We start from the raw sequence: 19,691 nt of genomic DNA on the forward strand, positions 1-19,691 counted from the left end.
TCGAGCACATGGCCTCGGAGGGCGACATCGCCACCGACCTGGCCACGGTGGCAGCCCTGAAGCGGAAGTACGGCATCTGACCGCTCGCCGGTAGCCCTCGCCGCCGGTCCCGCACCGGACCGGCGGCCTGGAGATCCGACGCAGCACCCCACCCTCACCCCCGTCGAAGGACTCGTCATGCAGCTCAGTCTCCTGATCGGTCTGACCCGGCTGCGGGTCGCCCTCCAGATCGCCGGCCTGGCGTTCTTCGTGGGCCTCACCGCCTCGGTCGGCCTCCGCATCGTGCTCTTCGTCCTGCTCCTCGCCGCCGTCGCCTTCGACGGGGTCGTCGAAGAGCAGCGCACCAAGACCCCCACCACCACGTCGACCCGCGACTACGACACCGCCGCCTAACCGCCCGCCCCACCAGCAAGGAAGGAGAAGCCCGATGACCACTGTCATCGAAGACCACGTCGCCACCGACTCGCGGTTCGATCCGATCGCCCTGGCCGAGGCGGAGGCCATCCGTACCCGCGCCGGAGCGGAAGCCGATGCTCGCCGGATCGAGGCCGAAGGCAGGGCCGAAGCCGAGAAGATCACTGCGATGGAGGAGGCCGAGAAGCTCCGCATCGCCAATGAGCGCGCCGCGATGCGCCTGGAGAAGGAGAAGGCCGACCACGCGGCACACCTGGCGAAGAAGGCAGCCGAGACCGCGAAGGCCAAGGCCGAGGAGGCGAAGGCGAAGAAGGCCGAGGGTGAAGAGGCCGAGCGGGAGGCGCAGGCGCTGGCTGAGCAGGAGCGCTCCGAGCGGTACTGGCGGTGGGGCGCCCGCGGCATCTACGCCGTCGGCCTGATCATCGCCGCGCCGGTCCAGTTCATGCACTTCTGGGATCGGGAGCGTCCGTTCCTCATCGCCGCACCCGCCCTGCTTGAGGGGCTCGCTCTTGTGCTGGCGTTCGGAGCCGCATGGGCGGTCGCTCACCGTCGAGACGTCGCCCCCTACCGGGTCGGCATCATGCTCGGCGCCATCATCGCCGCTGGCATCAACCTGTACGGCGGCAAGACTGATCCGGCGATCGGGTTCAACGCCGGTTTGATCGGCGCCATCGCTTCACTCGGCGGCCCGATCGTCCTCATGGCCTACGAGCACGGCATCGCCCAGAAGGCCGACGGCATTCCGTCCTGGCGAGAGCGGCGCGCGACTGAGCGGGAGGAGAAGCGTGCGGCCGAGGCCCGGGAGAAGGCCAAAGAGGAGAAGGCCGCCGCGGAAGCGCGGGCCGTGGCGCAGAAGGCCGCCCAGCAGGCAGCCGCGGACGCAGAGCAAGTGCGTAAGGACAAGGACCGCCGGGAGCACCACAAGGACGTGTGGGAAGTCGCCGAGGCTCTGCGTTCCGCCCGCGGTTCGGCCGTCGTCACCGAGCAGATCTGGGCGGACGCCTGGTACCGCGTCACCGGCTCGAAGGTGGTCGGTGTGCGGCCTGAAATGGAGGCCGAAAGCAGGGCCGCTCAGGCTCGCATGAAGGCCATCTCCGAGATGCCGATACTGGGTGACTCGTCGCAGGTCGGATCCCAAAAGGGCCCCCGCGCGAAGAAGACCCCTGGAGGGCCCGACGGGCGACGCTTCAACGGGGGCACGCCGCCCCTTCGGCGGGCCGGAGACGCCCAACCGTACTGCGATGCCGCGAAGAAGCAGGCGGCCCTCGAACAGGCCGACACGCACCCCGCTAACAAGACCATCTGAGGAGCGTACCGATGGCTATCCACACCGCCCCCGCGGAACCCCAGACCGGCATCGACTCCCCGGAATTCGACCGCACCGAAACGGACACCGGCCGGCCGCCGCTGAGCCTCGTCAAGGACCAGCCGCAGTCCATCGAGGGCACGGTCGTCGAGCACCAGGGCGAGACTGAGCGGCTCGCCTGGATTCAGTCCAACAAGGCCCTGCGCCACGCCGTCGACAACCGTCTGTACATTGGCTGGTCGTTCCGCGGGTACCGCGAGCTCGGCCGCCGCTGGCTTGACGCTCGTCACGATGACCACCCGCAGATGATCGAGACTGCCCGGCTCGCCCTTCGAGCCGCCAAGGGCAATCTCGACCGCGAGACGGAGATGCGGGCGCTCGTCAACGAGCGCCGTGCAGCCTACAAGCGCCACAAGCGGATCATGCTCGCCAAGGCCAGCGGCTGGACTACGGCCACCGCCACCGGGGGAGCGGTCGGCGCCGTCACCGGCGGCTTGTGGGTCGACCTGCTCATGGGGCTCAGCGCCATGGCCCTCGGCGCCTGGCACGGCCGTCCCGAGGCCGAAGCGCCCGTCGAGGAGCCTGAGCAGATGTCGGAGATCGAGGGTGCGGAACACGAGACAGCCCCGGCCCCGGCGCCGGTCGCCGTCGAGCGCGCGTTCGACGCCCCGCCGCCCCCGGCCCTCACTATCGAGGAACTGGACACGGCCCTGCGCGAGATCGGCATCGTCAAGCCGCGCGAGCAGATCACCGTCCACGCCGCCCCCGAGCGCGGCAAGGACGGCAACACCACAGCGGTGTTCGACCTGCCCGCCCGGGTCACCGTCGGCATGCTGCAAAAGAAGCTGGAGGAGTTCGCCGGGGCGCTCGGCCGCGACTCGTCCATGGTCGATGTCGTCAAGGCGGGTACCGAACGCCGCGTGTCCCTGTGGATGACCGATGCTGACCCGTTCGCGGCGCCGCGGCCGTCCCCGCTGCTGGCCATGCGCGGTGGTGTCGACGCCTGGAAGAACGGCGTGCCCGTCGCCTGGAACAAGCGCGGCGCCGTCGTCGAGCTTGTCATCAACAACAGCTCGTTCGTCATCGCTGGCATGACCCGCTCGGGCAAGGGGGTCGGTGCCGCCAATCTCGCGGTTGGCGCAGCCCTCGACGTGCGGATCAACCTGCGCATCGTGGCCGGCAAGACCAACGGAGAGTGGGACGCCTACGCCAAGGCCGGCGTCGCGGCCACGTACTTCAAGCCCAACCCGGAACGCCTCCTTGCCCTGCTCCGGGCAGAGAAGGCGGACTTGAACCGCCGCAACAAGCTCCTCGGCGAGCTCGGCAAGTCCAAGATGACCGCCGAGACCATCAACCGACTCGGCGGCATCGAAGTCCTGATCATCGACGAGGTCGCCACGTTCACGCGGAGTGGCAAGCCGCTTCGTGACGAGATCCTTGAGGAGCTCATCGACCTCTCCGCCGTCGCAGCTGGCGCTGGGATCCTGCTCGTCCTCATCACCCAGTACCCGGAGGTTGACGTCCTCCCGCAGGCGCTGGCAATGAACTGCGGCACCCGGTGGGCGATGCGGGTCGACAACGCGACGCAGTCCAACGCGATCCTCGGTGGTGGGTCGGCCAGCTCTGGCCGGGACGCCAGCAAGTTCGACCCACCCCTCCCCGGCCTCGGCTGGCTCATCAATCCCTTCGCCGGGGTTACCGACAAGGCCCGGTCGTTCGACCTCGACGAGGACGAGCGAGGCGAGATCACCAAGCTAAACGAGCGAGCCGCCGATCTCCGCAAGGCCGCCGGGCGACTCGTCGGGCAGTGGGAGGACCCGATCGAGCAGCACCTGCTCAACGAGACGGGCCTGTCGTCCGCAGCAGGAGGCCCGGCGCGGGACGGTGTGCCCGGTCGGCAGGTGCTGCACCTGTCCGCCGACCAGGTGCAGCAGGTGGAGGCGCTGCGGGGCGCGCTCGCCGCCATGCGCACACTCGGACGCAATGTGGCCCAGCTGGACGAGATGGCCGAGAACATCGGCGGCAGCATGACCGCCGATCGACTTGGTGAGCTCCTTCGGGCGGCCGGTGCAGGCGGCACTGTGAAGGTCACCATCCCAGGCCGCGGACGCGTCAACGGCTACCAGAGGGCCGACATCGCCGACGCGATGAACTTCCTCAACGGGGCCTGACCAACCCCGGACAGTGATCAGTTTGCCCCGGTATATCCCCCGGCCAGGGGGCGGACAGGGGGCGGACAGCACCCGGACGTGACCCGGGTCGTGTCCACCCCCTGTCCGGGCCCCGCCCGGGGTGCATACCAGGAGATATTGGGGCACCGTCCGCCCCGCATAAGGAACATTTCACCCATCAGGCAAGGAGGCTTGGTTCCCCATGCCCAAGATCAACGCCGCCCAGAAGCAGCGAGACCGCAACGGTCAGCGCACCATCTGCGCCGCCTGTGGCCACCCCGCCAGCGACAGCGACCCGCTCACCGTCGCCGACGGATTCCGCATCCACCGCAGCCACACCGCCGACCCGCGCAGCGGCTACTACCGCGACCTGAACAAGCCCGTCGTCCAGCACTGAAGGCCCCATACCGGTCCCTGTGCCGGTCGCCCTGACGGTCGCAGGTCGGGTTCGACTCCCGGCCAGGGCGCGCCCCGCCATCCACCACCCATCAGCAGCAGACAGGAACCAGCATGCCCACTCTCACCCGCCGACGCGCAACCCGAGCCCCCGCACCGGTCTCACCGGCCGCCCTGAGCTTCGATGGGCGGCTCGCCCTCGCCGCACTGGCCGTGGACGCCCGGATCGCCACGGATCCGCTCGACCTGGCCGACGTGATCCGCCGCCCCGTCGACGCCCCCACCCCGCAACTCCAGCCGTACCGGACGCCGATCGCCGCACTCCTGCACCGCGCCCACACCCGGCTCCTCAACGGCGGCTGGTGCGCCGACAGGCTCCGCGACGAGCAAGGCGCCCAGTGCTTGGTCGGCGTCATCCGCGCCGAAGCCGGCAGCCGGCGCGAGGCAGACGACGCGTGCGTGTTCCTCCTCGACGTCATCCGCGCCGAGTTCGACCCGAACGCCGAAACCATCCCCAGCTGGAACGACCGCCAGCGCGACGGGCGCATGCCCGCCCGCATCCTCGGCCACGCCGCCAGCCGCGCCGACACCCGCGGCATCTGACAACCCGAAAGGAACCCCATGTCACTCAACCCCTGGAAGAACGCCAGCTCTGTCGCCGACCTCGGCCAGGCCATGGCCGACTGGCTCGAAGGCCGCATCCGAACCTGGCCCGGCTACGGCGACCCCCACCCCGACGACGAGACCCGACACCTCATCCCCACCCTCGCTGCCGTCTGCCGGGCCGGATACGTCACCACCAACTCGCAGCCCGGCCTGCACCCGTCACGCGGCTACGACGGCCGCATGTGGCGACAGCGCGCCGGTGTTGACGGCTGGATTGCCGACGCCCGACTCCTCGACCGGATCCGCGCTGAAGCGAACCGGGCGGGTCTGACCGTCATCACCAACCGGCCGGGGAATCGCAGTCACCCCGGAATCCCCGTCACCGAGGCCGGCAGCGAAGCGACTACCGGATTCGGCTGGTCACCCGGCCATCGCCGGCTCATCGCCAGCGAGTGGCGGGGCGTCGGGCGGAATGCGCTCCGCGAACTCCGCGACGCCACCCACCTCACCCTCATCGACACCGAATGGGGCCGCGACAACCGCCTCTGGCCTGCACTCAATCGAGCTGTCGGGCACTGACCGAAGGGAATCCGTGAACATCACCATCGAGCGCCGCGGCAAGAACGCCCACCGTATCGAGGACCGCATCCGCGAGATCGGCGACCACGCCGGCCGGCTCGCCGCACGACACCTCGGCGGCCGGCTCCCCGCCGTCGACATCCTCATCACCGACGGAAAGGGCGTAGCAGCTGCCAGGCAGCGCGCAGACCTCGCCCTCGCCGGCCACACGACGTGGCGACGCCGCGCCTACGACCGGGCAGTCGGCCACTGGCACTCCCGGCACGCCTGCGCCGTCACCACCCTCACGTCGAGCGGAGCCCTCGTCGCCATCAACGAGGTCGTGCACCGCGACCTCCGCGAACTCGACCGCACCCTCATCCACGAACTCGGCCACACCCTCCAGCTCAACGCCCCGGGCGCCCGCGACCAGCACATCGCCTACCTCCGCCAGCAGTACGGCATCACCCCGCACAACAAGACCGACCAGCGCGAATACGAGCGGCTCATCGACATCCGCGAACAGCAGGCCGCCAACCTCGAAAACCTCGCCCGGCAACTCCCCAACCACTGAAAGGACAAACGATGTTCCGACGCAATCGCACCCAGCAGCCTGCCCCGACACTGCCCGACCCCGCCGCCCTGGCCCTCGCACTCCGGATCCTCGCCGACGACGCCGAGGCCGGCTTCGACCCCGCCATCGCCTTCTTCGAGGACGGACCGAGTCACGAGCAGATCCTCGCCTACCCGACCAGCTACTGGCGGAAGCTCAACCTCGCCTACCACGGCAAGCCCCGCCCCGGCCTGGCCCCCGACGACTACCAGCTGCCCGCCGGCTACCAGGTCCCTGCCCAGTACCTGGCCCCGCGGCACGCCGCCTGATCCCCGCGCCCCGACGCAGGCCACAGACCGAAAGGACACCGACATGGCCACTGCCATCAACTACTACCTCGACGAGGTCAGCCCCGGAGACGAGGTCGGCGCCGACGCCACGTTCACCTGCTGCGACCGGACCATGACCGTCGCCGACACCGACAAGTACGGCGACCGCACCCACACCTGCGGTGAGTGCGGCAGCCAGGCCGACATCGACGACCTCGGCCTCCTCGGCGACATTCGCGGCTGACCGCCCACTCGAAAGGAAGGAACGCGCATGGGATCCGCAGACCGCTGGCCGGACCTCACCGGCAAGTCCTGGGCGAACAAGACCTCGACGCAGATGACCGACGACGAGGTGAACGACGCCCGAGCCACCTTCGAGGCTGTCGGCCGGACCGACTACGAGGGCGAGTGGCTGCGCCGCCACGGCCTGCCCGAGGACTACGGCGACTGACCACCCCTCCCGCGGGGCCCGGTCGAGCCGACAGGCCGGGCCCACACCATCTCGACTGAAGGGAGCCCATCATGGGCTGGACCATCTCGCACGGGAACGCCACCTACATCCGCCGCTCGTACACCAGCATCTCCCAGCTCGGCGACCAGCTCGCCCACGTCCTCTCAGCCCGGGACTGGAAGGCCGTGGCACCCCTGTTCGCCCGACGCTCCGAAGAATGGATCACCATCAGCCATCGCGACGCGGGGCAGATGGCCCGCGCGCTCCGCACCGCGGCCGGCCACCGGCTCATGCCGGCCGACTGGGGCTCACTCGCCCGCGAACTCGCCGACGCCGCAAGCCGCGCCGCCAACGCCCGCCAGCCCTGGGAATGGCGCTGATGGCCTGACCGGAGCAGCGTCGCCCAAAGGCCCGCATTTCAACACTGGTTGACAGCTCAACCAGCCCGAACGTAAAGTGCGTCTCACTGGACTCTTTGCGCTTCGTGAGGCCGCCCAACCGGGCGGCCTCACCGCATTTCCAAGGAGGTGCACATGCCCTCCACCCCAGTCCTCATCACGGAGGACATGGCCGCCGAATACACCGGCCGCCCCGGAGTCACCATCCGCCGATGGGCCCACGAAGGCCGCATCCACCGCTACGGCCAAGGCCGCGGCCGCGTCCGCTACAACCTCTGGGAACTCCACCCCAAGCAGGCCGATGAATTCACCGGCGAAACGCTCCCCGGCGAGACCCCCGCCATGCCGACCACACCCCGCGGCCGCCTCGCCGCATAACCCACAGACAGGGCCCGCACCCCCCGGGCGGACCCCGGGCCTGCTGCCCGGCCTGAGGTGGCGCATGCCGGGCAGCAGGCCAGCAACGGATCAGCCCTTCGGCCGCCGCCACGGTCGATCCTCGCCGCCCGGCCGCAGCATGACCGCCGGCGGCGGACCCAGCCGGCGCCGCGTAGTCGTCGCCACCAGCGTCCCCACCATCGTGGCGCCGGCAAGCACGGCCAACACCGTCCAGCCCTGCGCGATGCTCACCAGCAACACGATCAGCGCAGCCACAGCCACACCGGCCGCAGGCTCACTCCTCATACCCCACCCCCACATCGGTGGCCACAGAGTACGGACGGAGGCGCCCCGTGCCCAGACGAACAGGCTGGCGAGTGTGCTCGGTGGCCGGCTGCCCCGAGTTCACCGACCAAGGCGGCCGCTGCGAAGGACACCGGCAGGAAGCCGAGCAACGCCGCGGCAGCTCACGGCAACGCGGCTACGGCCGCGAACACCAGCAGCGGTTCCGGCCCGGCGTCCTCGCGCGCGACCGCGTGTGCGTCATGTGCCGCAAGGCGCCGAGCCAGCACGCCGACCACTACCCGCTCAGCCGACGTGCGCTTGTCGAACGTGGCCTCGACCCTAACGACCCGCGGTACGGACGTGGGCTCTGCGGGCCCTGCCACAGCAGCGAGACCGCGCAACACCAGCCCGGAGGATGGAACCGGTGAGCGAGCACGGCCACATGCCCGCCACGACCACGGTGCTTGCCCTCTACCGGTCCGACGACATCGCCGAGCACCGCGAGGCACTGTGCGAGTGGATCAAAGGCAATGGTATCGACCCCGAGACCGTGTCCGACCGCTGGATCAGCGTCGAGGAGCACGACGGCCAGCCGGTGATCCGCTACCGGGCTCTCAAACGCACCCCCGACGGTCACCTGCTGATCGACCCCGACGACGCGGACCGGGCCTGGACGGAGGAGCGCACCGCGCCCCTGCTGACCGCCCCGCCCAACGAGCCGTCACTCTGCGTCTTGGGCCAGCTAGCCAGGGATGGGGGGTGACCCCCTAGGCCGATCTTGGCCAGACCGCCGGGGAGGGCGTTCTGTCCGTGTACGGGTCTGGGAGGCCCGTACCGAACGCCCGGAGTGACGGAGTGTGACCCGAGCCGTGCCGCGATGGCTGGCTCTGATGTGCCGCGATGGCACTGGAGATGATCACCATGGGTGGAATGGGACCGGCGCCGCAGCCGAACACCCGCCGTCGGAACGCCACGGTCGCGATGACCAAGTTGCCGGCTGGTGGACGCAAGGGTGACCCGCCGAAGTGGCCGTTGCTGGACGACGTGGTGACGGTGGCGAAGCGCGACATGGCGCAACGCCAGGCCGATGAACTCGAACTCGCCCTACTGGAACCGGATCTGCAGGGCCGGGCGCGCTCGGCGGCACAGCGGAAGCTGGATGCAGCGCAGACCACAGCGACGGTGCTCGAAAAGCAGATCGAGGCACAGGCCCGTGTCGAGGGTGAGCTGTGGGCGGAGCTGTGGGCGACGCCGCAGGCGGTGGCGTGGGAGCGGCTGGGCTGGACTCGTGAGGTGGCCCAGTACGTTCGTTGGAAGGTACGGGCCGAACTCGGCGACCTGGACGCGTCGAAGGAGGCGCGACAGCTCGGCGACCGGCTCGGGCTGACGCCGTTGGCGATGCTCCGGCTGCGATGGGAGGTCACCGTGGACGAGGTGGGCGAGCAGCGGCAGGAGCGTTCGGCACGGCCGGCGCGCTCTGCTCGGGCTCGGCTGAAGGTCGTGGATCCGGACGCTGCGGCTGGGGGCGAATGATGACGCAGGTCGTGAAGCTGGAGCCGGGTGATGTCCTGGTGCTGGCCAACGTGGGCGACGTGTTCTCGGACGGCCGGACACTCGAAGTCCTCAGCGAGGCCCTGCGCAGCCTCGGCCTTGACCACGTGTTGGTGTTCGAGGGCGACGTGGACCTGAGCAAGGCGCGCGACGGGTACGGCCCGGCGCGGCCCGGATGGGTTCACTGGTGCGCTGACGATGTTGTGAACGTTGGCGCGTATGAGAAGGGTGACGCGTGCGGGGCCTGCCACGCCGAGACGCGTCCGGATGAGGTAACTGCGGCCACCGTGACGCTGGACTCGAAGACTGGCGCGGTGCGCGATGCCGTGGCGGGGTCCTAGCTACAGCGGCGAATTCCCGTCCCTCGGCTGGCTGGTGGGCGAGTGGATCGAGGAGCACTGCGTCATCCCAGACGGGGACCGGCTCGGTGAGCCGTACCTACTCACTGACGAGATGTGGCTGTTCCTCGTCCACCACTACCGGCTGCGGGCGGACGCTGCCGAGGACCGGTGGCAGTCTGCGTGGGCGTATCGCCGTTCGCAGCTGGTGCGGCCGCAGAAGTGGGGTAAGGGCCCGCTGACGGCGGCGATGATCTGTGCGGAGGCCGAGGGACCGGTGAGGTTCGCGGGCTGGGACGCGGACGGGGAGCCGGTTGGCCGGCCGTGGATGACGCCGTGGATCCAGGTCACGGCCACCAGCGAGGACCAGACGGACAACGTCTACCGCGCGCTGCGGCCGATGATCGACGAGGGGCCGCTCGCTGACCTGATCCCGGACACCGGCGAGACCCGCATCAATCTCGCGGGTGGTGGGCTGATCGAGCCGGTCACCTCCAGCAAGAACGCGCGTCTCGGTCAGCGGATCACGTTCGCTGTGCAGGACGAGACGCATTGCTGGCTGGAGTCGAACGGTGGGTGGGCGATCGCGTCCACGCAGCGGCGGAACCTCTCGGGTACGGGCGGTCGGCCGGTGGAGACCACGAACGCGTGGGACCCGTCGGAGCAGAGCGTGGCGCAGCGGACGGCGGAGGCCCGGTCTCGGGACCTGTACCGGGACCACCGGGTTCCGCCGCCGTGCTCGCTGGACAACAAGGCGGAGCGCAAGCGGGCCCTGCGGATCGCGTATGGCGACTCGGCGAAGCGGCCAGACGGCTGGGTGGACATCGACCGCATCGACGGGGAAATGCGCGAGATTGCCGACGCAGGAGACCCGGCGCAGGCCGAGCGGTTCTACCTGAACCGCATCGTGGCCGGCACCGGCTCGTGGATCGACCGGGACCGGTGGGACGCGCGCAAGGCTCCGCAGGAGCAGCCACCGGCGAAAACCCCGATCGTGCTGGGCTTCGACGGCTCGGACGTGGACGACTGGACGGGCATCCGCGCCGAGACGATGGACGGCTACCAGTTCACCCCGACATATGGCCCGGACAGCCGGCCGACGGTGTGGGACCCGGCGGACTGGGACGGGCAGGTGCCGCGGCTGGAGGTCGATGCGGCGGTCGATGAGCTGATGGAGCGGTACGACGTGGTGCGGATGTACTGCGATCCGCCGTACTGGGAGACCGAGGTGGACACCTGGGCGGACCGGTACGGGGAGAAGCGGGTGGTGCGCTGGTACACGCTGCGGGTGTCGCAGATGCACGCGGCGTGCGAGCGGCTCGTCACCGACGTAACGAAGCGAGACGCGACGTTCCGGCACGACGGGTGCCCGACGACCGGCGCCCACGTGGCGAACGCACGGCGGGCGGCGCGGCCGGGCAATCGGTACGTGCTCCGGAAGGCCAGCGTGGCGCAGAAGATCGACCTGGGCGTGGTCAGCGTGTTGGCCCATGAGGCCGCGGGTGACGCCATCAAGGCCGGCTTGGGCAAGCCGCGGAAGAAGTCGAAGATGCTGATCATGCGGTGATGAGGGGGTGAGCGGCGTGGAGCGGACCGAGCTGCAGTGGCTCACCCATCTGATCCGGTGCCACGACAAGGAGCTACCGGAACTCAAGCGGCTGAACAGCTACTACGAGGGCACGCAGCCGCTGTCGTACATGGCGCCGGAGTTGCAGCAGGAGCTGCAGGAGACGGTTCGGCAGGTCGTCATCAACTGGCCGCGGCTGGTCGTCGATTCGGTCGAAGAGAGGCTGGATGTCGAAGGCTTCAGGTTCCCTGGCCAGCCTGCGGCGGACGAGGATCTGTGGCGGATCTGGCAGGCCAACGACATGGACAGCCAGAGCCAGCAGGGCCACCTCGACTCGCTGATCATGAAGCGTGCTTACGTGGTCATCGGGTCTCGGGGCGACGACGACACCACGCCACTGATCACGGTGGAATCGGCGTTGGACATGTACGCCGAGCATGACCCGCAGACGCGGGTAGTGCGGGCAGCGGTGAAGCGCTGGGAGGAAGAGGGCGAGGAAGGCAAGGAGCAGCACGCCGCCCTGTACCTGCCGGACGCGACGAGCTGGTGGGTGAAGGACAAGGGCGAGTGGATCGAGGACCCGGAGCACGAGCGGGATGACCACGAGATCGGCGAGGTCATGGTGGAGGTGCTGGCCAACCGGCCGCGCCTGAAGAAGCCGAACGGCACATCGGAGTTGGCCGACGTCATCCCGCTGTCCGACGCCGCATGCAAGATCGCCACGGACATGATGGTCAGCGCGGAGTATCACGCCACCCCGCGGCGGGTCGCCTTCGGGTTCGGCGAGGAAGATTTTCAGGATGAGAGCGGCCGGAAGGTGTCGGCGTTCTCGCGGATCATCGGCCGGATGTGGGCGACGGAGAAGAGCAAGACGGACGGCGCCGACGTCGTCCAGTTCCCCGAGGCCACGCTCGCGAACTTCCACCAGACGCTGCAGCAGCTGGCTGTGCTGGTCGCCTCCATCTCGGGCATGCCGCCGCACTTCCTGGGCCAGGCCACCGACAACCCGGCCTCGGCCGACGGCATCCGCTCGGCGGAAACCCGTTTGGTGAAGCGCGCCGAGCGGAAGCAGCGCGCGGGCGGGACGACGTGGGAGCGCGTCATGCGCAAGGTTTTGCGGGTCCGGGACGGCGTGTGGGACGACGCCGCGCGGTCGATGGAGACCCTGTGGCGGGACGCGGCCACGCCGACTGTGGCGCAGCGCGCGGACGCCGCGGTGAAGCTGTTCACGGCCAAGGTGGTGCCGCTGCGGCAGACCCGGGAGGACATCGGTTACACGCAGGCGCAGATCCAGCGGATGGAGGAGCAGGACCGGGAGGCTGCGGACGATGCGCTGCAACGGGTGATGGCGGGCGATTTCGCGGCGCTGGAGGCAGGCCCGAAGCCGCCCCCGGAGTCGGCGCCTGAGCCTGCGGTGGCCTGATGGCCGCGCAGGACGTCCGGCAGTTGACGCCGGAGGAGCTGGCCTCGGCGTACTACGTGGCGCAGGCCCGGCACGCGCGGCGGACGGTAGACCGCGTGCAGGCGTTGTGGGGTGAGTTGGACCGCCAGCACCTGACGGAGTCGTGGGAGACGCTGGTGGGCCCGCGAGTGATTCGGGCGGTGTCGGAGGGCCAGTACGCGGCGGCGGCTGGTGCGGACGACTATGTGGACGCCGTGGCGACCGCGGACGGGGCGTCCTCGCAGAGGGTTGGTCGGATTCGGGTGGGGGCGTTCGCTGGGCAGGCGGCCGACGGTCGTGCCCTGGAATCTCTGCTGTACCTGCCGGTCATCACCTCGAAGCAGGCTCTGGCCGCCGGGGCCCGCGATGTTGAGGCCCTGCTCGTCGGGCTCAAACAGATGTTGCGGATGGCGGCCAGCGAGGTAGCCGATGCCGGCCGCTGCGCCACGGGTGCGTCGATGGTCGGGCAGCGGCTGATCAACGGGTACATCAGGGTCGTCAACCCGCCTGCGTGCGCCCGATGCATCATCCTCGCCGGTCGCGAGTACGGCTGGAACGCTGGCTTCCAGCGGCATCCCCGCTGTGACTGCGTACACATGCCCGCGAAATTGATCGCCAGGGGCCGGCACCATCCCGGCGCGTTCGACTCGCACACGTACTTCAACTCGCTGAGCAGGTCTGAGCAGAACCGGATCTTCACCGTTGACGGCGCGAAGGCGATCCGGGACGGGGCGAGCATCAGCAGCGTGGTCAACGCCCGCCGCGGCATGACCACGGTCGCGGGTCAGGCCGGCCGCCGGCCCCGCGCGACGACCGCGGGCACCACGCGCCGCAGCCTCTACTACCAGATGGAGCGGGCCCGCGCCTACCGGGCGGGCACCGCAGACCCTCGATACCCGCGCCGCTTCCGGCTGCAGGGGCCGCGGCTGCTACCCGAGCAGATCTACCGGGTGGCTGGCTCGCGTGACGAGGCGATCGAACTGCTGCGCCGCTACGGCTACATGGGCTGGAGCGTCTGACCGCAGGCCGTCGGCCTGCCCTTTACCTGGCCGCGCGCGACGCGCGGTCTTGATCCCGCGATGGGAGATCGCAATGCACAACACCCGCACAAGCTGGCTGGACGCTGCTCGTGGCACGTCCTGGTTCCAGCTGAGCCGGCACGACGACCCGGAGCCGAAGGAGCCCGAGCCAGCCGAGCCGGCGGATTCGGACCCTGCGGACCCGGAGCGCGATGACGAGCCGGAGGACGACCCGGAACCGGAGGGCGCCGATCAGCTCGGTGATGCCGGCAAGAAGGCGCTGGACAAGCTTCGGGCCGAGCTGAAGGCCGAGCGCACGCGGTACAAGCGGGAGGCCGCTGCCGCGCAGAAGCGCATCCAGGAGTTCGAGGACCGCGACAAGTCCGAGCTGGACAAGGCCACAACGAAGGCCGAGCAGGCTACGAAGGCCGCCGAGCGCGCTACGAAGCGGGCCGTGCTCGCCGAGGTGAAGGCCGCCGCCGGGCAGTTCGCGGACCCGGAGGACGCATCGGCGTTTCTCGACCTGTCCGCCTACACCGGCGACGATGGCGAGATCGACACCGAGGCCATCGCCTCGGACCTGGACGCGCTGCTGGAGCGCAAGCCGCACCTGCGCAAGCCGGCCGAGCCCGCTGCGCGGAAGGCGCCGCGTCCGGACCCCGCGCAGGGCTCGCGGCAGGACCCGCCGCCGACCGACTTCCGCACCGCCGGACGGGACGAACTCGAAGCCGAGCTGGCCAAGCAGCTTCCCGGGTTCCGCCTGCGCGCGTGATCCGCATCCGTGCCCGTCTGGGCGACGGCCGTACCTCCATCGAGGTGGACGGCCACGAGGACCACGCGGAGGCCGGCCGGGTCTGCGCGGCCGTGTCGGCCATTACCCAAACCGCTCTGCTGGGCCTGGAAGAGGTGGCCCGGCAGTACCCGGACCTCGTGTCCGTCGACATCACACAGGAGTGAGCATGACCAAGACCGCTACGCGGCCTTCGTGGTTCCGGCTGGACCGGCACGACGTCCGCTCGACCATCCCGGCCGCGATCCGCGCCATGATGCAGAACGGCCTGCTGGATCGCGTATTCCAGGAGGCACTGAAGCCGGAGTTCATTTTCCCGGCCATCGCCGACAACGAGCCGTGGCAGGGCGGCCTGGGCGACACGCGCATCATGACCCGCAAGGGTCTGCTGGCGCCTGCGACCGCCGCTATCACTGGGTCCGACACCTCGGCCGCGACCTACGGCATTGAGCAGTGGTCGGTCACGATGGACCAGTACGGCCAGGCCATCGACACGAACATGCTGGGCAGCAAGATGGCCCTGGCCAGCAAGTTCATGGCCGACGTGCAGACCCTCGGTATCAACGCGGGCCAGTCGCTGAACCAAATCGCCCGGAACAAGCTCTACAGCGCCTACGCCGGAGGCCGCGCGTGGGTCACGACTGCTGGTTCGTCTGACACCTCCATGGTTGTCAACAACGTCGCGGGGTTCCAGTACGTCATGGTCAATGGCGTGCTCACCGCGGTGTCGGCGTCGAATCCGCTGAACGTCACGATCGAGGGCGTCGCCAACACTGTGACCGGTGTCAACACCGGCACCAACACCCTGACCCTGGGTACTGCGCGGGCGGACACCGCAGGCGATTACGTGGTGGCGTCGAACGCGCCGACCACGATCCGCCCGACCGGCGACACCGCCTACGACCTCACCACGAGCAATGTGGCGACGTTCGCGATGTTCCGGGCCGCGGTCACCCGCTTGCGGAAGATGAACGTGCCCACCGTCAACGGCTACTACGTGGCGCACATCGACCCGGACACCGAGGCGCAGCTGTTCTCCGACAGCGATTTCAAGCAGGCGCTGCAGGGACGTGTCGACTCGCCGATCTACACGAACCTGTCCATCGGCCGGTTCGGCGGGATCGACTGGGTGCGCAACAACGAGTGCCCGACCCTGCTGGGCGGCTCGGCTGGGACCGTCACCGTGCATCGGCCGATCGTGCTCGGCGCAGGCGCCCTGGTTTCCGCTCCGTTCGAGGGCATGGGTGATCTGCTCGGCGGGACCGGCGTGGACGACGTGCCGGACGTGGCCATGGTCGACGCCGCGCCGAACGTTCAGGTGGCGCGGATCGTGCGGCCGCCGCAGGACCGCCTGCAGCAGACCATCTCCACGTCGTGGAGCTGGGTGGGCGACTTCGGTATCCCGTCCGACTCGCTCGCGAACTCGGACTCCGCCCTGTACAAGCGGGCTGTTGTGCTGGAGCACGCCTGACCTACGGTGGCCGGGCCCGTCGGGGCCCGGCCGCGGGACGGAGGAATCATGCGCGTGCGCGCAAGGTCGGCCCTGCGGCCGTACTACAACTATCGGCTGGTCGACATCGCCGCGGGTGAGGAAGTGTCGGGCGGCCTGGCCCTGCACCTGCTGGAAACCGGGTCGGATGTCGAGTCGGCTGACGACGCAGCGGCGGCGTGGTCGCCGGACGATGCGAAGGCGGCTCTGGAAGAGGACCAGGGCGAGTCCGGCAAGCAGTCGGACGACGACCTGGACATCGACGGAAACGCCGACGACGTCCTGGCGTGGGTCGGCGACAACCCGGACCGCGCAGCAGAAGCGATCGAGCAGGAGGCGGCGAAGGACAAGCCGCGGTCGACGCTGCTGAAGAAGCTGCAGAAGATCGTCGACGCCGACTCTGGCGAGTGAGGGGAGGCCGTCATGGCGCTGCCACCGCTGGCCACGGCGGCCGACCTCGCTGCCGCCGGCGCGACCGTGACCGGCCCGGCCGCAGACATGGCGCTGCGGCGAGCATCGGCCCGGGTACGGAAGTACACGCGGCAGTTGTTCACCCTCGTGGAGGGCGAGACCATCACGTTGTCCGGCGGCGCCCGCGTTCTGGCTCTGCCGCAGCGGCCGCTGGTGGTGGATGCCTCCCACCCGCTGACCGTCACCGAGTTGTCGGGCATGACGGGGATCGAGCTGGAGTGCATCGAGGGTAGGGACTTCACGCGACTCGGTGCGGAGCTGACCCGGGGCGAGCCCTGGTATCAGCCCACGCGGCTGATGGGCTGGCCGTGGAACCGCCCCTCGGGGGTGTGGGCGCCGCAGGTGCGGGTCACCTACTCCCACGGCTACGCCGAGGTGCCGGACGACGTGGTGGACATCGTGCTGGATCTGGCCGTGATGAGCCTGACCAACCCGCAGGCGCTGCGGGAAGAGGCCATCGACGACTACCGGCGCGTGTTCGCGTCGGAGACGATCGGCGGCGCCGCACTGACCGGAGACCACAAGGAAGCGCTGCGCCCGTACAGGCGCGCCGCGTTCACGGTGACACCGTCATGAGCGCGCTGGATGCGTTGCTGGCCGCGGGTCGGGCGGCGGCTTCGGAACTGATGCAGGAGACGGTCATGATCCGCGCGGCGGCCGAGGGCGGGTTCGATTGGGAGTCGGGCGCCGATACGCCAGCCACGGGCGCCGTGCTGTACACGGGCACTGCCCGGGTGAAGCCTGTCGCTCGGAGCCGCGGCGAAGAGGTCGACGCCGGCGAGCACAACGTCACGCTGCGCGAGTACACGGTGAGTGTGCCGTGGGATTCTCCGGCGCCGCCTGAGCGGGTGGTGCCGGGGGCGACGGTGGACGTGGATGCGTCGCCGGATGATCGGCTTGTGGGGCTGCGGTTGTGGGTGACGGGCGTGGAGTACGGGAGCACGGCCACAGCGTGGCGGATCACGGCGGAGGACAGGTCATGACGAGTGCTGATGTGCGGCAGCTGACGCGGACGGCGCTGGTGCTGCAGCGCTCTGCGGCCGAGGCCGCCGAGGAGATGACCCGGGTCGTGACCCGCGGCGCGCTGAACGTGAAGAACAGCTGGCGTGATAACGCGCAGGCGTCGTCGGGGAAGCACGCTCCGCACTATCCGCGGGCGATCGGCTACGACGTGCACCCGATCCCGGGCGGGGCGCACGCGGAGATCGGCCCGGACAAGGGCCGCGTTCAGGGCGCGCTGGGCAACTTGCTGGAGTTCGGGAGCGTGCACAACGCGCCGCACAACGACGGCGGCCGCGCCTTGGCGGAGGAGGATCCGCGGTTCGTGGCGGCGGTGGCCGCTGTGACTCTCCAGATGCCGTGGCGATGACGACGGCACCGGACGTTGGGCCCCACCTGGATGCGGTGGTGGGTGCGCTGGAGGGCGCAGGGCTGGCGGTGGGGCAGGGCGGCGCCCCATCGCCGGTGCCCGCCAGCAAGCGGTACGTGGTGCTCTACAGCGACCCTGGGGTGGTCGGGCGGGAGTCTCTGGCCGACCAGCGCACGGACCTGGCTTTGCTGTTCCAGGTCACGTGCGTGGGGCCGACCGCGACGCAGTGCCTCTGGGTCGCGCAGCAGGTCCGCAAGGCGTTGTACGGACCGCTGGCGGTGGCCGGCCGGAGCGTTTTCCGGCCCGAGGAGCTGGGTGGCCCGCCGGTCGCTCGGGATGACGACGTGAGCCCGCCCCTGTTTTTCCTGCCGGTGCAGTACCGGCTGCAATCAACTGCCTGACCTGGAGGTCATCATGGCGACTCTGACCGCGCAGGCCATCGGACTGGCCGGCACCAACCCCACCTATGCCTCGGCGGCCGCCGGCGGCGACAAGGTGAGCCCGGGCGACCGGAGCTTCATCCACGTGAAGAACGGCGGCGGCTCCTCGGTGACCGTGACGCTGACGGCCACTGCGAGCGTCCGGGGCCAGACCGTCGGGAACGTCACCGTGTCCGTTCCCGCCAGTGGTGAGCGGATGATCGGGCCGCTCACCAACGACCTGCTGGCCGGCCCGACCGATGGCCTGGTGGCCGTCGGCTACAGCTCCGCCACGTCCGTCACGATCGCCTCGCTGCGCATCTGACCTGCCCCGTCTCCTGCTCGTCCCGCCCCCTCGTAGGGGCTTTTTTCATGCCCTGAGGAGGGCCCCATGTCCGATCTGATCTCTGATGGCAAGACCAAGGTGGTCTGGCTCACCAGCGTGTCCAGCCAGTCGTCGCCGCCCGCCACTGAGCTGAATGCCGGTGCCGACTTCACCCTGCGCATCACGCCCGACGGTCTCAAGGTGGATCCGGACACCGCTGCCGTCGACACCTCCAGCCTCGGGTCTCGCTTCGATACTGAGGAGACGGGGCGCGTCAAGTACGCCTTGGAGCTTACGTTCAAGAAGGGCACGACCACCCAGGAGCAACTGCCCTGGACGACTCTCACCTACGGCACTCACGGGGTGCTGTGCATCCGTCGGGGCATCGACTTTGAGACCGCGTTCGCGGCGGGTCAGGAAGTGGAGATGTACCCGGTGGCGTGTGGCGAGCCTGGCAACCAGCCGCCCGCGGCGAACGAGGTGTCGAAGTTCGTCAGCAAGATGTTCCTGACTTCGGCCCCGACGACTCGCGCGACGGTGGCCTGATGCCCGACATCACCGAGATCCTCAAGCGTGCCAGGCCGCGGGAGCGGTCCGTGACGCTGTGCCTCGCGGGTGATGAGGCGGCCGAGGTCGAGCGCCTGGAGCGGCAGGTGGCCGAGCTGTCGGACACCTGGCAGCCGGAGAGCCTCGGGGCGAAGGACCCGAGCGAGGCGCTGGCGAAGCGCATCCGGGCCGCGCGGGAGCGGATGCGGAAGTCCGAGGTGGAGTTCAGGTTCCGGGCGCTCGGCGAGAAGGTCTGGTCTGATCTGCTCGCCGCGCACCCGGGCGGCAAGGGCCAGTCGTTCGACCCGGAGACGTTCCCGAAGGCGCTGATCTCGGCCGCCGCGATCGAGCCGGCCATGACGCCGGACCAGGTCACCGAGTTGTTTGAGGTGCTCAACGAGGGCCAGCGGCAGGAACTGTGGCAGGCGGCCTTCGAAGTGAACACGGAGTCCACCAGCATCCCTTTCTCTGTGAGCGCCTCCGCGATGCTCAGCTCCCTTTCCGACGGGAAGTAGAGACCG

At 69.7% G+C, this 19,691-nt stretch carries 30 protein-coding genes; 29 read left to right on the forward strand and 1 reads right to left on the reverse strand.

The features are described from left to right. Positions 1-177: 177 nt before the first annotated feature. From ACZ4NB_RS35210 to ACZ4NB_RS35265, 12 genes are all read left to right on the forward strand, one after another. Positions 178-393 (forward strand): hypothetical protein, encoded by a 216-nt coding sequence (locus ACZ4NB_RS35210; protein ID WP_467667111.1) that lies wholly within the window; start codon positions 178-180, stop codon positions 391-393. A gap of 34 nt (positions 394-427) precedes the next feature. After that, the gene (locus tag ACZ4NB_RS35215) at positions 428-1,720 is read left to right on the forward strand and encodes a hypothetical protein (RefSeq protein WP_467667112.1); all 1,293 of its coding nucleotides are present in this window, start codon (positions 428-430) and stop codon (positions 1,718-1,720) included. Between the two features lie 11 nt (positions 1,721-1,731). After that, positions 1,732-3,891, forward strand: coding sequence for a P-loop NTPase family protein (locus ACZ4NB_RS35220; RefSeq protein WP_467667113.1), 2,160 nt, complete (start codon positions 1,732-1,734; stop codon positions 3,889-3,891). A gap of 202 nt (positions 3,892-4,093) precedes the next feature. Beyond that, a complete protein-coding gene (locus tag ACZ4NB_RS35225; RefSeq protein WP_467667114.1) occupies positions 4,094-4,288 on the forward strand; it encodes a hypothetical protein in 195 nt (64 codons plus the stop codon). Positions 4,289-4,401: 113 nt separating this feature from the next. Continuing rightward, on the forward strand, positions 4,402-4,890 hold the full coding sequence (locus tag ACZ4NB_RS35230; RefSeq protein ID WP_467667115.1) for a DUF6197 family protein: 489 nt from the start codon (positions 4,402-4,404) through the stop codon (positions 4,888-4,890). An 18-nt stretch (positions 4,891-4,908) separates the two neighbouring features. After that, positions 4,909-5,472, forward strand: coding sequence for a DUF6919 domain-containing protein (locus tag ACZ4NB_RS35235; protein WP_467667116.1), 564 nt, complete (start codon positions 4,909-4,911; stop codon positions 5,470-5,472). 13 nt (positions 5,473-5,485) lie between these two features. Further along, complete coding sequence (locus ACZ4NB_RS35240) at positions 5,486-6,025, forward strand: hypothetical protein (protein ID WP_467667117.1); 540 nt, start codon at positions 5,486-5,488, stop codon at positions 6,023-6,025. An 11-nt stretch (positions 6,026-6,036) separates the two neighbouring features. Beyond that, entirely contained in the window at positions 6,037-6,333 is a 297-nt protein-coding gene (locus tag ACZ4NB_RS35245; RefSeq protein WP_467667118.1) for a hypothetical protein, read from the forward strand. A gap of 43 nt (positions 6,334-6,376) precedes the next feature. Next, complete coding sequence (locus tag ACZ4NB_RS35250; protein ID WP_467667119.1) at positions 6,377-6,577, forward strand: hypothetical protein; 201 nt, start codon at positions 6,377-6,379, stop codon at positions 6,575-6,577. Between the two features lie 27 nt (positions 6,578-6,604). Beyond that, on the forward strand, positions 6,605-6,784 hold the full coding sequence (locus ACZ4NB_RS35255; protein WP_467667120.1) for a hypothetical protein: 180 nt from the start codon (positions 6,605-6,607) through the stop codon (positions 6,782-6,784). A 71-nt stretch (positions 6,785-6,855) separates the two neighbouring features. Next, complete coding sequence (locus ACZ4NB_RS35260; RefSeq protein WP_467667121.1) at positions 6,856-7,164, forward strand: DUF7739 domain-containing protein; 309 nt, start codon at positions 6,856-6,858, stop codon at positions 7,162-7,164. A gap of 153 nt (positions 7,165-7,317) precedes the next feature. Then, positions 7,318-7,560, forward strand: coding sequence for a helix-turn-helix domain-containing protein (locus tag ACZ4NB_RS35265; protein ID WP_467667122.1), 243 nt, complete (start codon positions 7,318-7,320; stop codon positions 7,558-7,560). Between the two features lie 90 nt (positions 7,561-7,650). Here the strand turns inward: ACZ4NB_RS35265 and ACZ4NB_RS35270 are convergent, their stop codons facing one another. Next, positions 7,651-7,836: a hypothetical protein gene (locus ACZ4NB_RS35270; protein WP_467667123.1), complete on the reverse strand. Its 186-nt coding sequence runs from the start codon at positions 7,834-7,836 to the stop codon at positions 7,651-7,653. Positions 7,837-8,269: 433 nt separating this feature from the next. Here ACZ4NB_RS35270 and ACZ4NB_RS35275 point away from each other — a divergent pair, with 433 nt between their 5' ends. The 17 genes from ACZ4NB_RS35275 to ACZ4NB_RS35355 all read left to right on the forward strand — a co-directional run bounded on the left by ACZ4NB_RS35275 (position 8,270) and on the right by ACZ4NB_RS35355 (position 19,685). Then, positions 8,270-8,608: a hypothetical protein gene (locus ACZ4NB_RS35275; RefSeq protein WP_467667124.1), complete on the forward strand. Its 339-nt coding sequence runs from the start codon at positions 8,270-8,272 to the stop codon at positions 8,606-8,608. A gap of 137 nt (positions 8,609-8,745) precedes the next feature. Further along, entirely contained in the window at positions 8,746-9,378 is a 633-nt protein-coding gene (locus ACZ4NB_RS35280; protein ID WP_467667125.1) for a hypothetical protein, read from the forward strand. Positions 9,379-9,389: 11 nt separating this feature from the next. Beyond that, positions 9,390-9,737, forward strand: a complete 348-nt coding sequence (locus ACZ4NB_RS35285; RefSeq protein ID WP_467667126.1) for a hypothetical protein — start codon at positions 9,390-9,392, stop codon at positions 9,735-9,737. Further along, positions 9,718-11,301: a hypothetical protein gene (locus ACZ4NB_RS35290; protein ID WP_467667127.1), complete on the forward strand. Its 1,584-nt coding sequence runs from the start codon at positions 9,718-9,720 to the stop codon at positions 11,299-11,301. The genes ACZ4NB_RS35285 and ACZ4NB_RS35290 overlap by 20 nt, the downstream gene beginning before the upstream one ends. Before the next feature lie 16 nt (positions 11,302-11,317). After that, the gene (locus tag ACZ4NB_RS35295) at positions 11,318-12,724 is read left to right on the forward strand and encodes a phage portal protein (RefSeq protein WP_467667128.1); all 1,407 of its coding nucleotides are present in this window, start codon (positions 11,318-11,320) and stop codon (positions 12,722-12,724) included. Then, a complete protein-coding gene (locus tag ACZ4NB_RS35300; RefSeq protein WP_467667129.1) occupies positions 12,724-13,761 on the forward strand; it encodes a hypothetical protein in 1,038 nt (345 codons plus the stop codon). The genes ACZ4NB_RS35295 and ACZ4NB_RS35300 overlap by 1 nt, the downstream gene beginning before the upstream one ends. Positions 13,762-13,834: 73 nt before the next feature. After that, positions 13,835-14,533: a hypothetical protein gene (locus ACZ4NB_RS35305; RefSeq protein WP_467667130.1), complete on the forward strand. Its 699-nt coding sequence runs from the start codon at positions 13,835-13,837 to the stop codon at positions 14,531-14,533. Next, a complete protein-coding gene (locus ACZ4NB_RS35310; protein ID WP_467667131.1) occupies positions 14,530-14,718 on the forward strand; it encodes a ribosomal-processing cysteine protease Prp in 189 nt (62 codons plus the stop codon). Before ACZ4NB_RS35305 ends, ACZ4NB_RS35310 begins: the two co-directional genes overlap by 4 nt. A 2-nt stretch (positions 14,719-14,720) precedes the next feature. Beyond that, positions 14,721-16,022: a major capsid protein gene (locus ACZ4NB_RS35315; RefSeq protein ID WP_467667132.1), complete on the forward strand. Its 1,302-nt coding sequence runs from the start codon at positions 14,721-14,723 to the stop codon at positions 16,020-16,022. Positions 16,023-16,070: 48 nt separating this feature from the next. Beyond that, the gene (locus tag ACZ4NB_RS35320) at positions 16,071-16,451 is read left to right on the forward strand and encodes a hypothetical protein (RefSeq protein WP_467667133.1); all 381 of its coding nucleotides are present in this window, start codon (positions 16,071-16,073) and stop codon (positions 16,449-16,451) included. Between the two features lie 12 nt (positions 16,452-16,463). Beyond that, entirely contained in the window at positions 16,464-17,087 is a 624-nt protein-coding gene (locus ACZ4NB_RS35325; protein ID WP_467667134.1) for a hypothetical protein, read from the forward strand. After that, positions 17,084-17,494, forward strand: a complete 411-nt coding sequence (locus tag ACZ4NB_RS35330) for a DUF6093 family protein (protein WP_467667135.1) — start codon at positions 17,084-17,086, stop codon at positions 17,492-17,494. Before ACZ4NB_RS35325 ends, ACZ4NB_RS35330 begins: the two co-directional genes overlap by 4 nt. Beyond that, positions 17,491-17,880 (forward strand): hypothetical protein, encoded by a 390-nt coding sequence (locus tag ACZ4NB_RS35335; RefSeq protein ID WP_467667136.1) that lies wholly within the window; start codon positions 17,491-17,493, stop codon positions 17,878-17,880. Before ACZ4NB_RS35330 ends, ACZ4NB_RS35335 begins: the two co-directional genes overlap by 4 nt. Then, positions 17,877-18,281 (forward strand): hypothetical protein, encoded by a 405-nt coding sequence (locus tag ACZ4NB_RS35340; RefSeq protein WP_467667184.1) that lies wholly within the window; start codon positions 17,877-17,879, stop codon positions 18,279-18,281. Before ACZ4NB_RS35335 ends, ACZ4NB_RS35340 begins: the two co-directional genes overlap by 4 nt. A gap of 13 nt (positions 18,282-18,294) precedes the next feature. Then, positions 18,295-18,624: a hypothetical protein gene (locus ACZ4NB_RS35345; protein WP_467667137.1), complete on the forward strand. Its 330-nt coding sequence runs from the start codon at positions 18,295-18,297 to the stop codon at positions 18,622-18,624. A 66-nt stretch (positions 18,625-18,690) separates the two neighbouring features. Further along, complete coding sequence (locus ACZ4NB_RS35350) at positions 18,691-19,170, forward strand: phage tail tube protein (protein ID WP_467667138.1); 480 nt, start codon at positions 18,691-18,693, stop codon at positions 19,168-19,170. Continuing rightward, complete coding sequence (locus ACZ4NB_RS35355) at positions 19,170-19,685, forward strand: hypothetical protein (protein WP_467667139.1); 516 nt, start codon at positions 19,170-19,172, stop codon at positions 19,683-19,685. The genes ACZ4NB_RS35350 and ACZ4NB_RS35355 overlap by 1 nt, the downstream gene beginning before the upstream one ends. The last annotated feature ends 6 nt before the right edge of the window (positions 19,686-19,691 follow it).

The organism is Streptomyces sp. NPDC026575 (assembly GCF_055567415.1).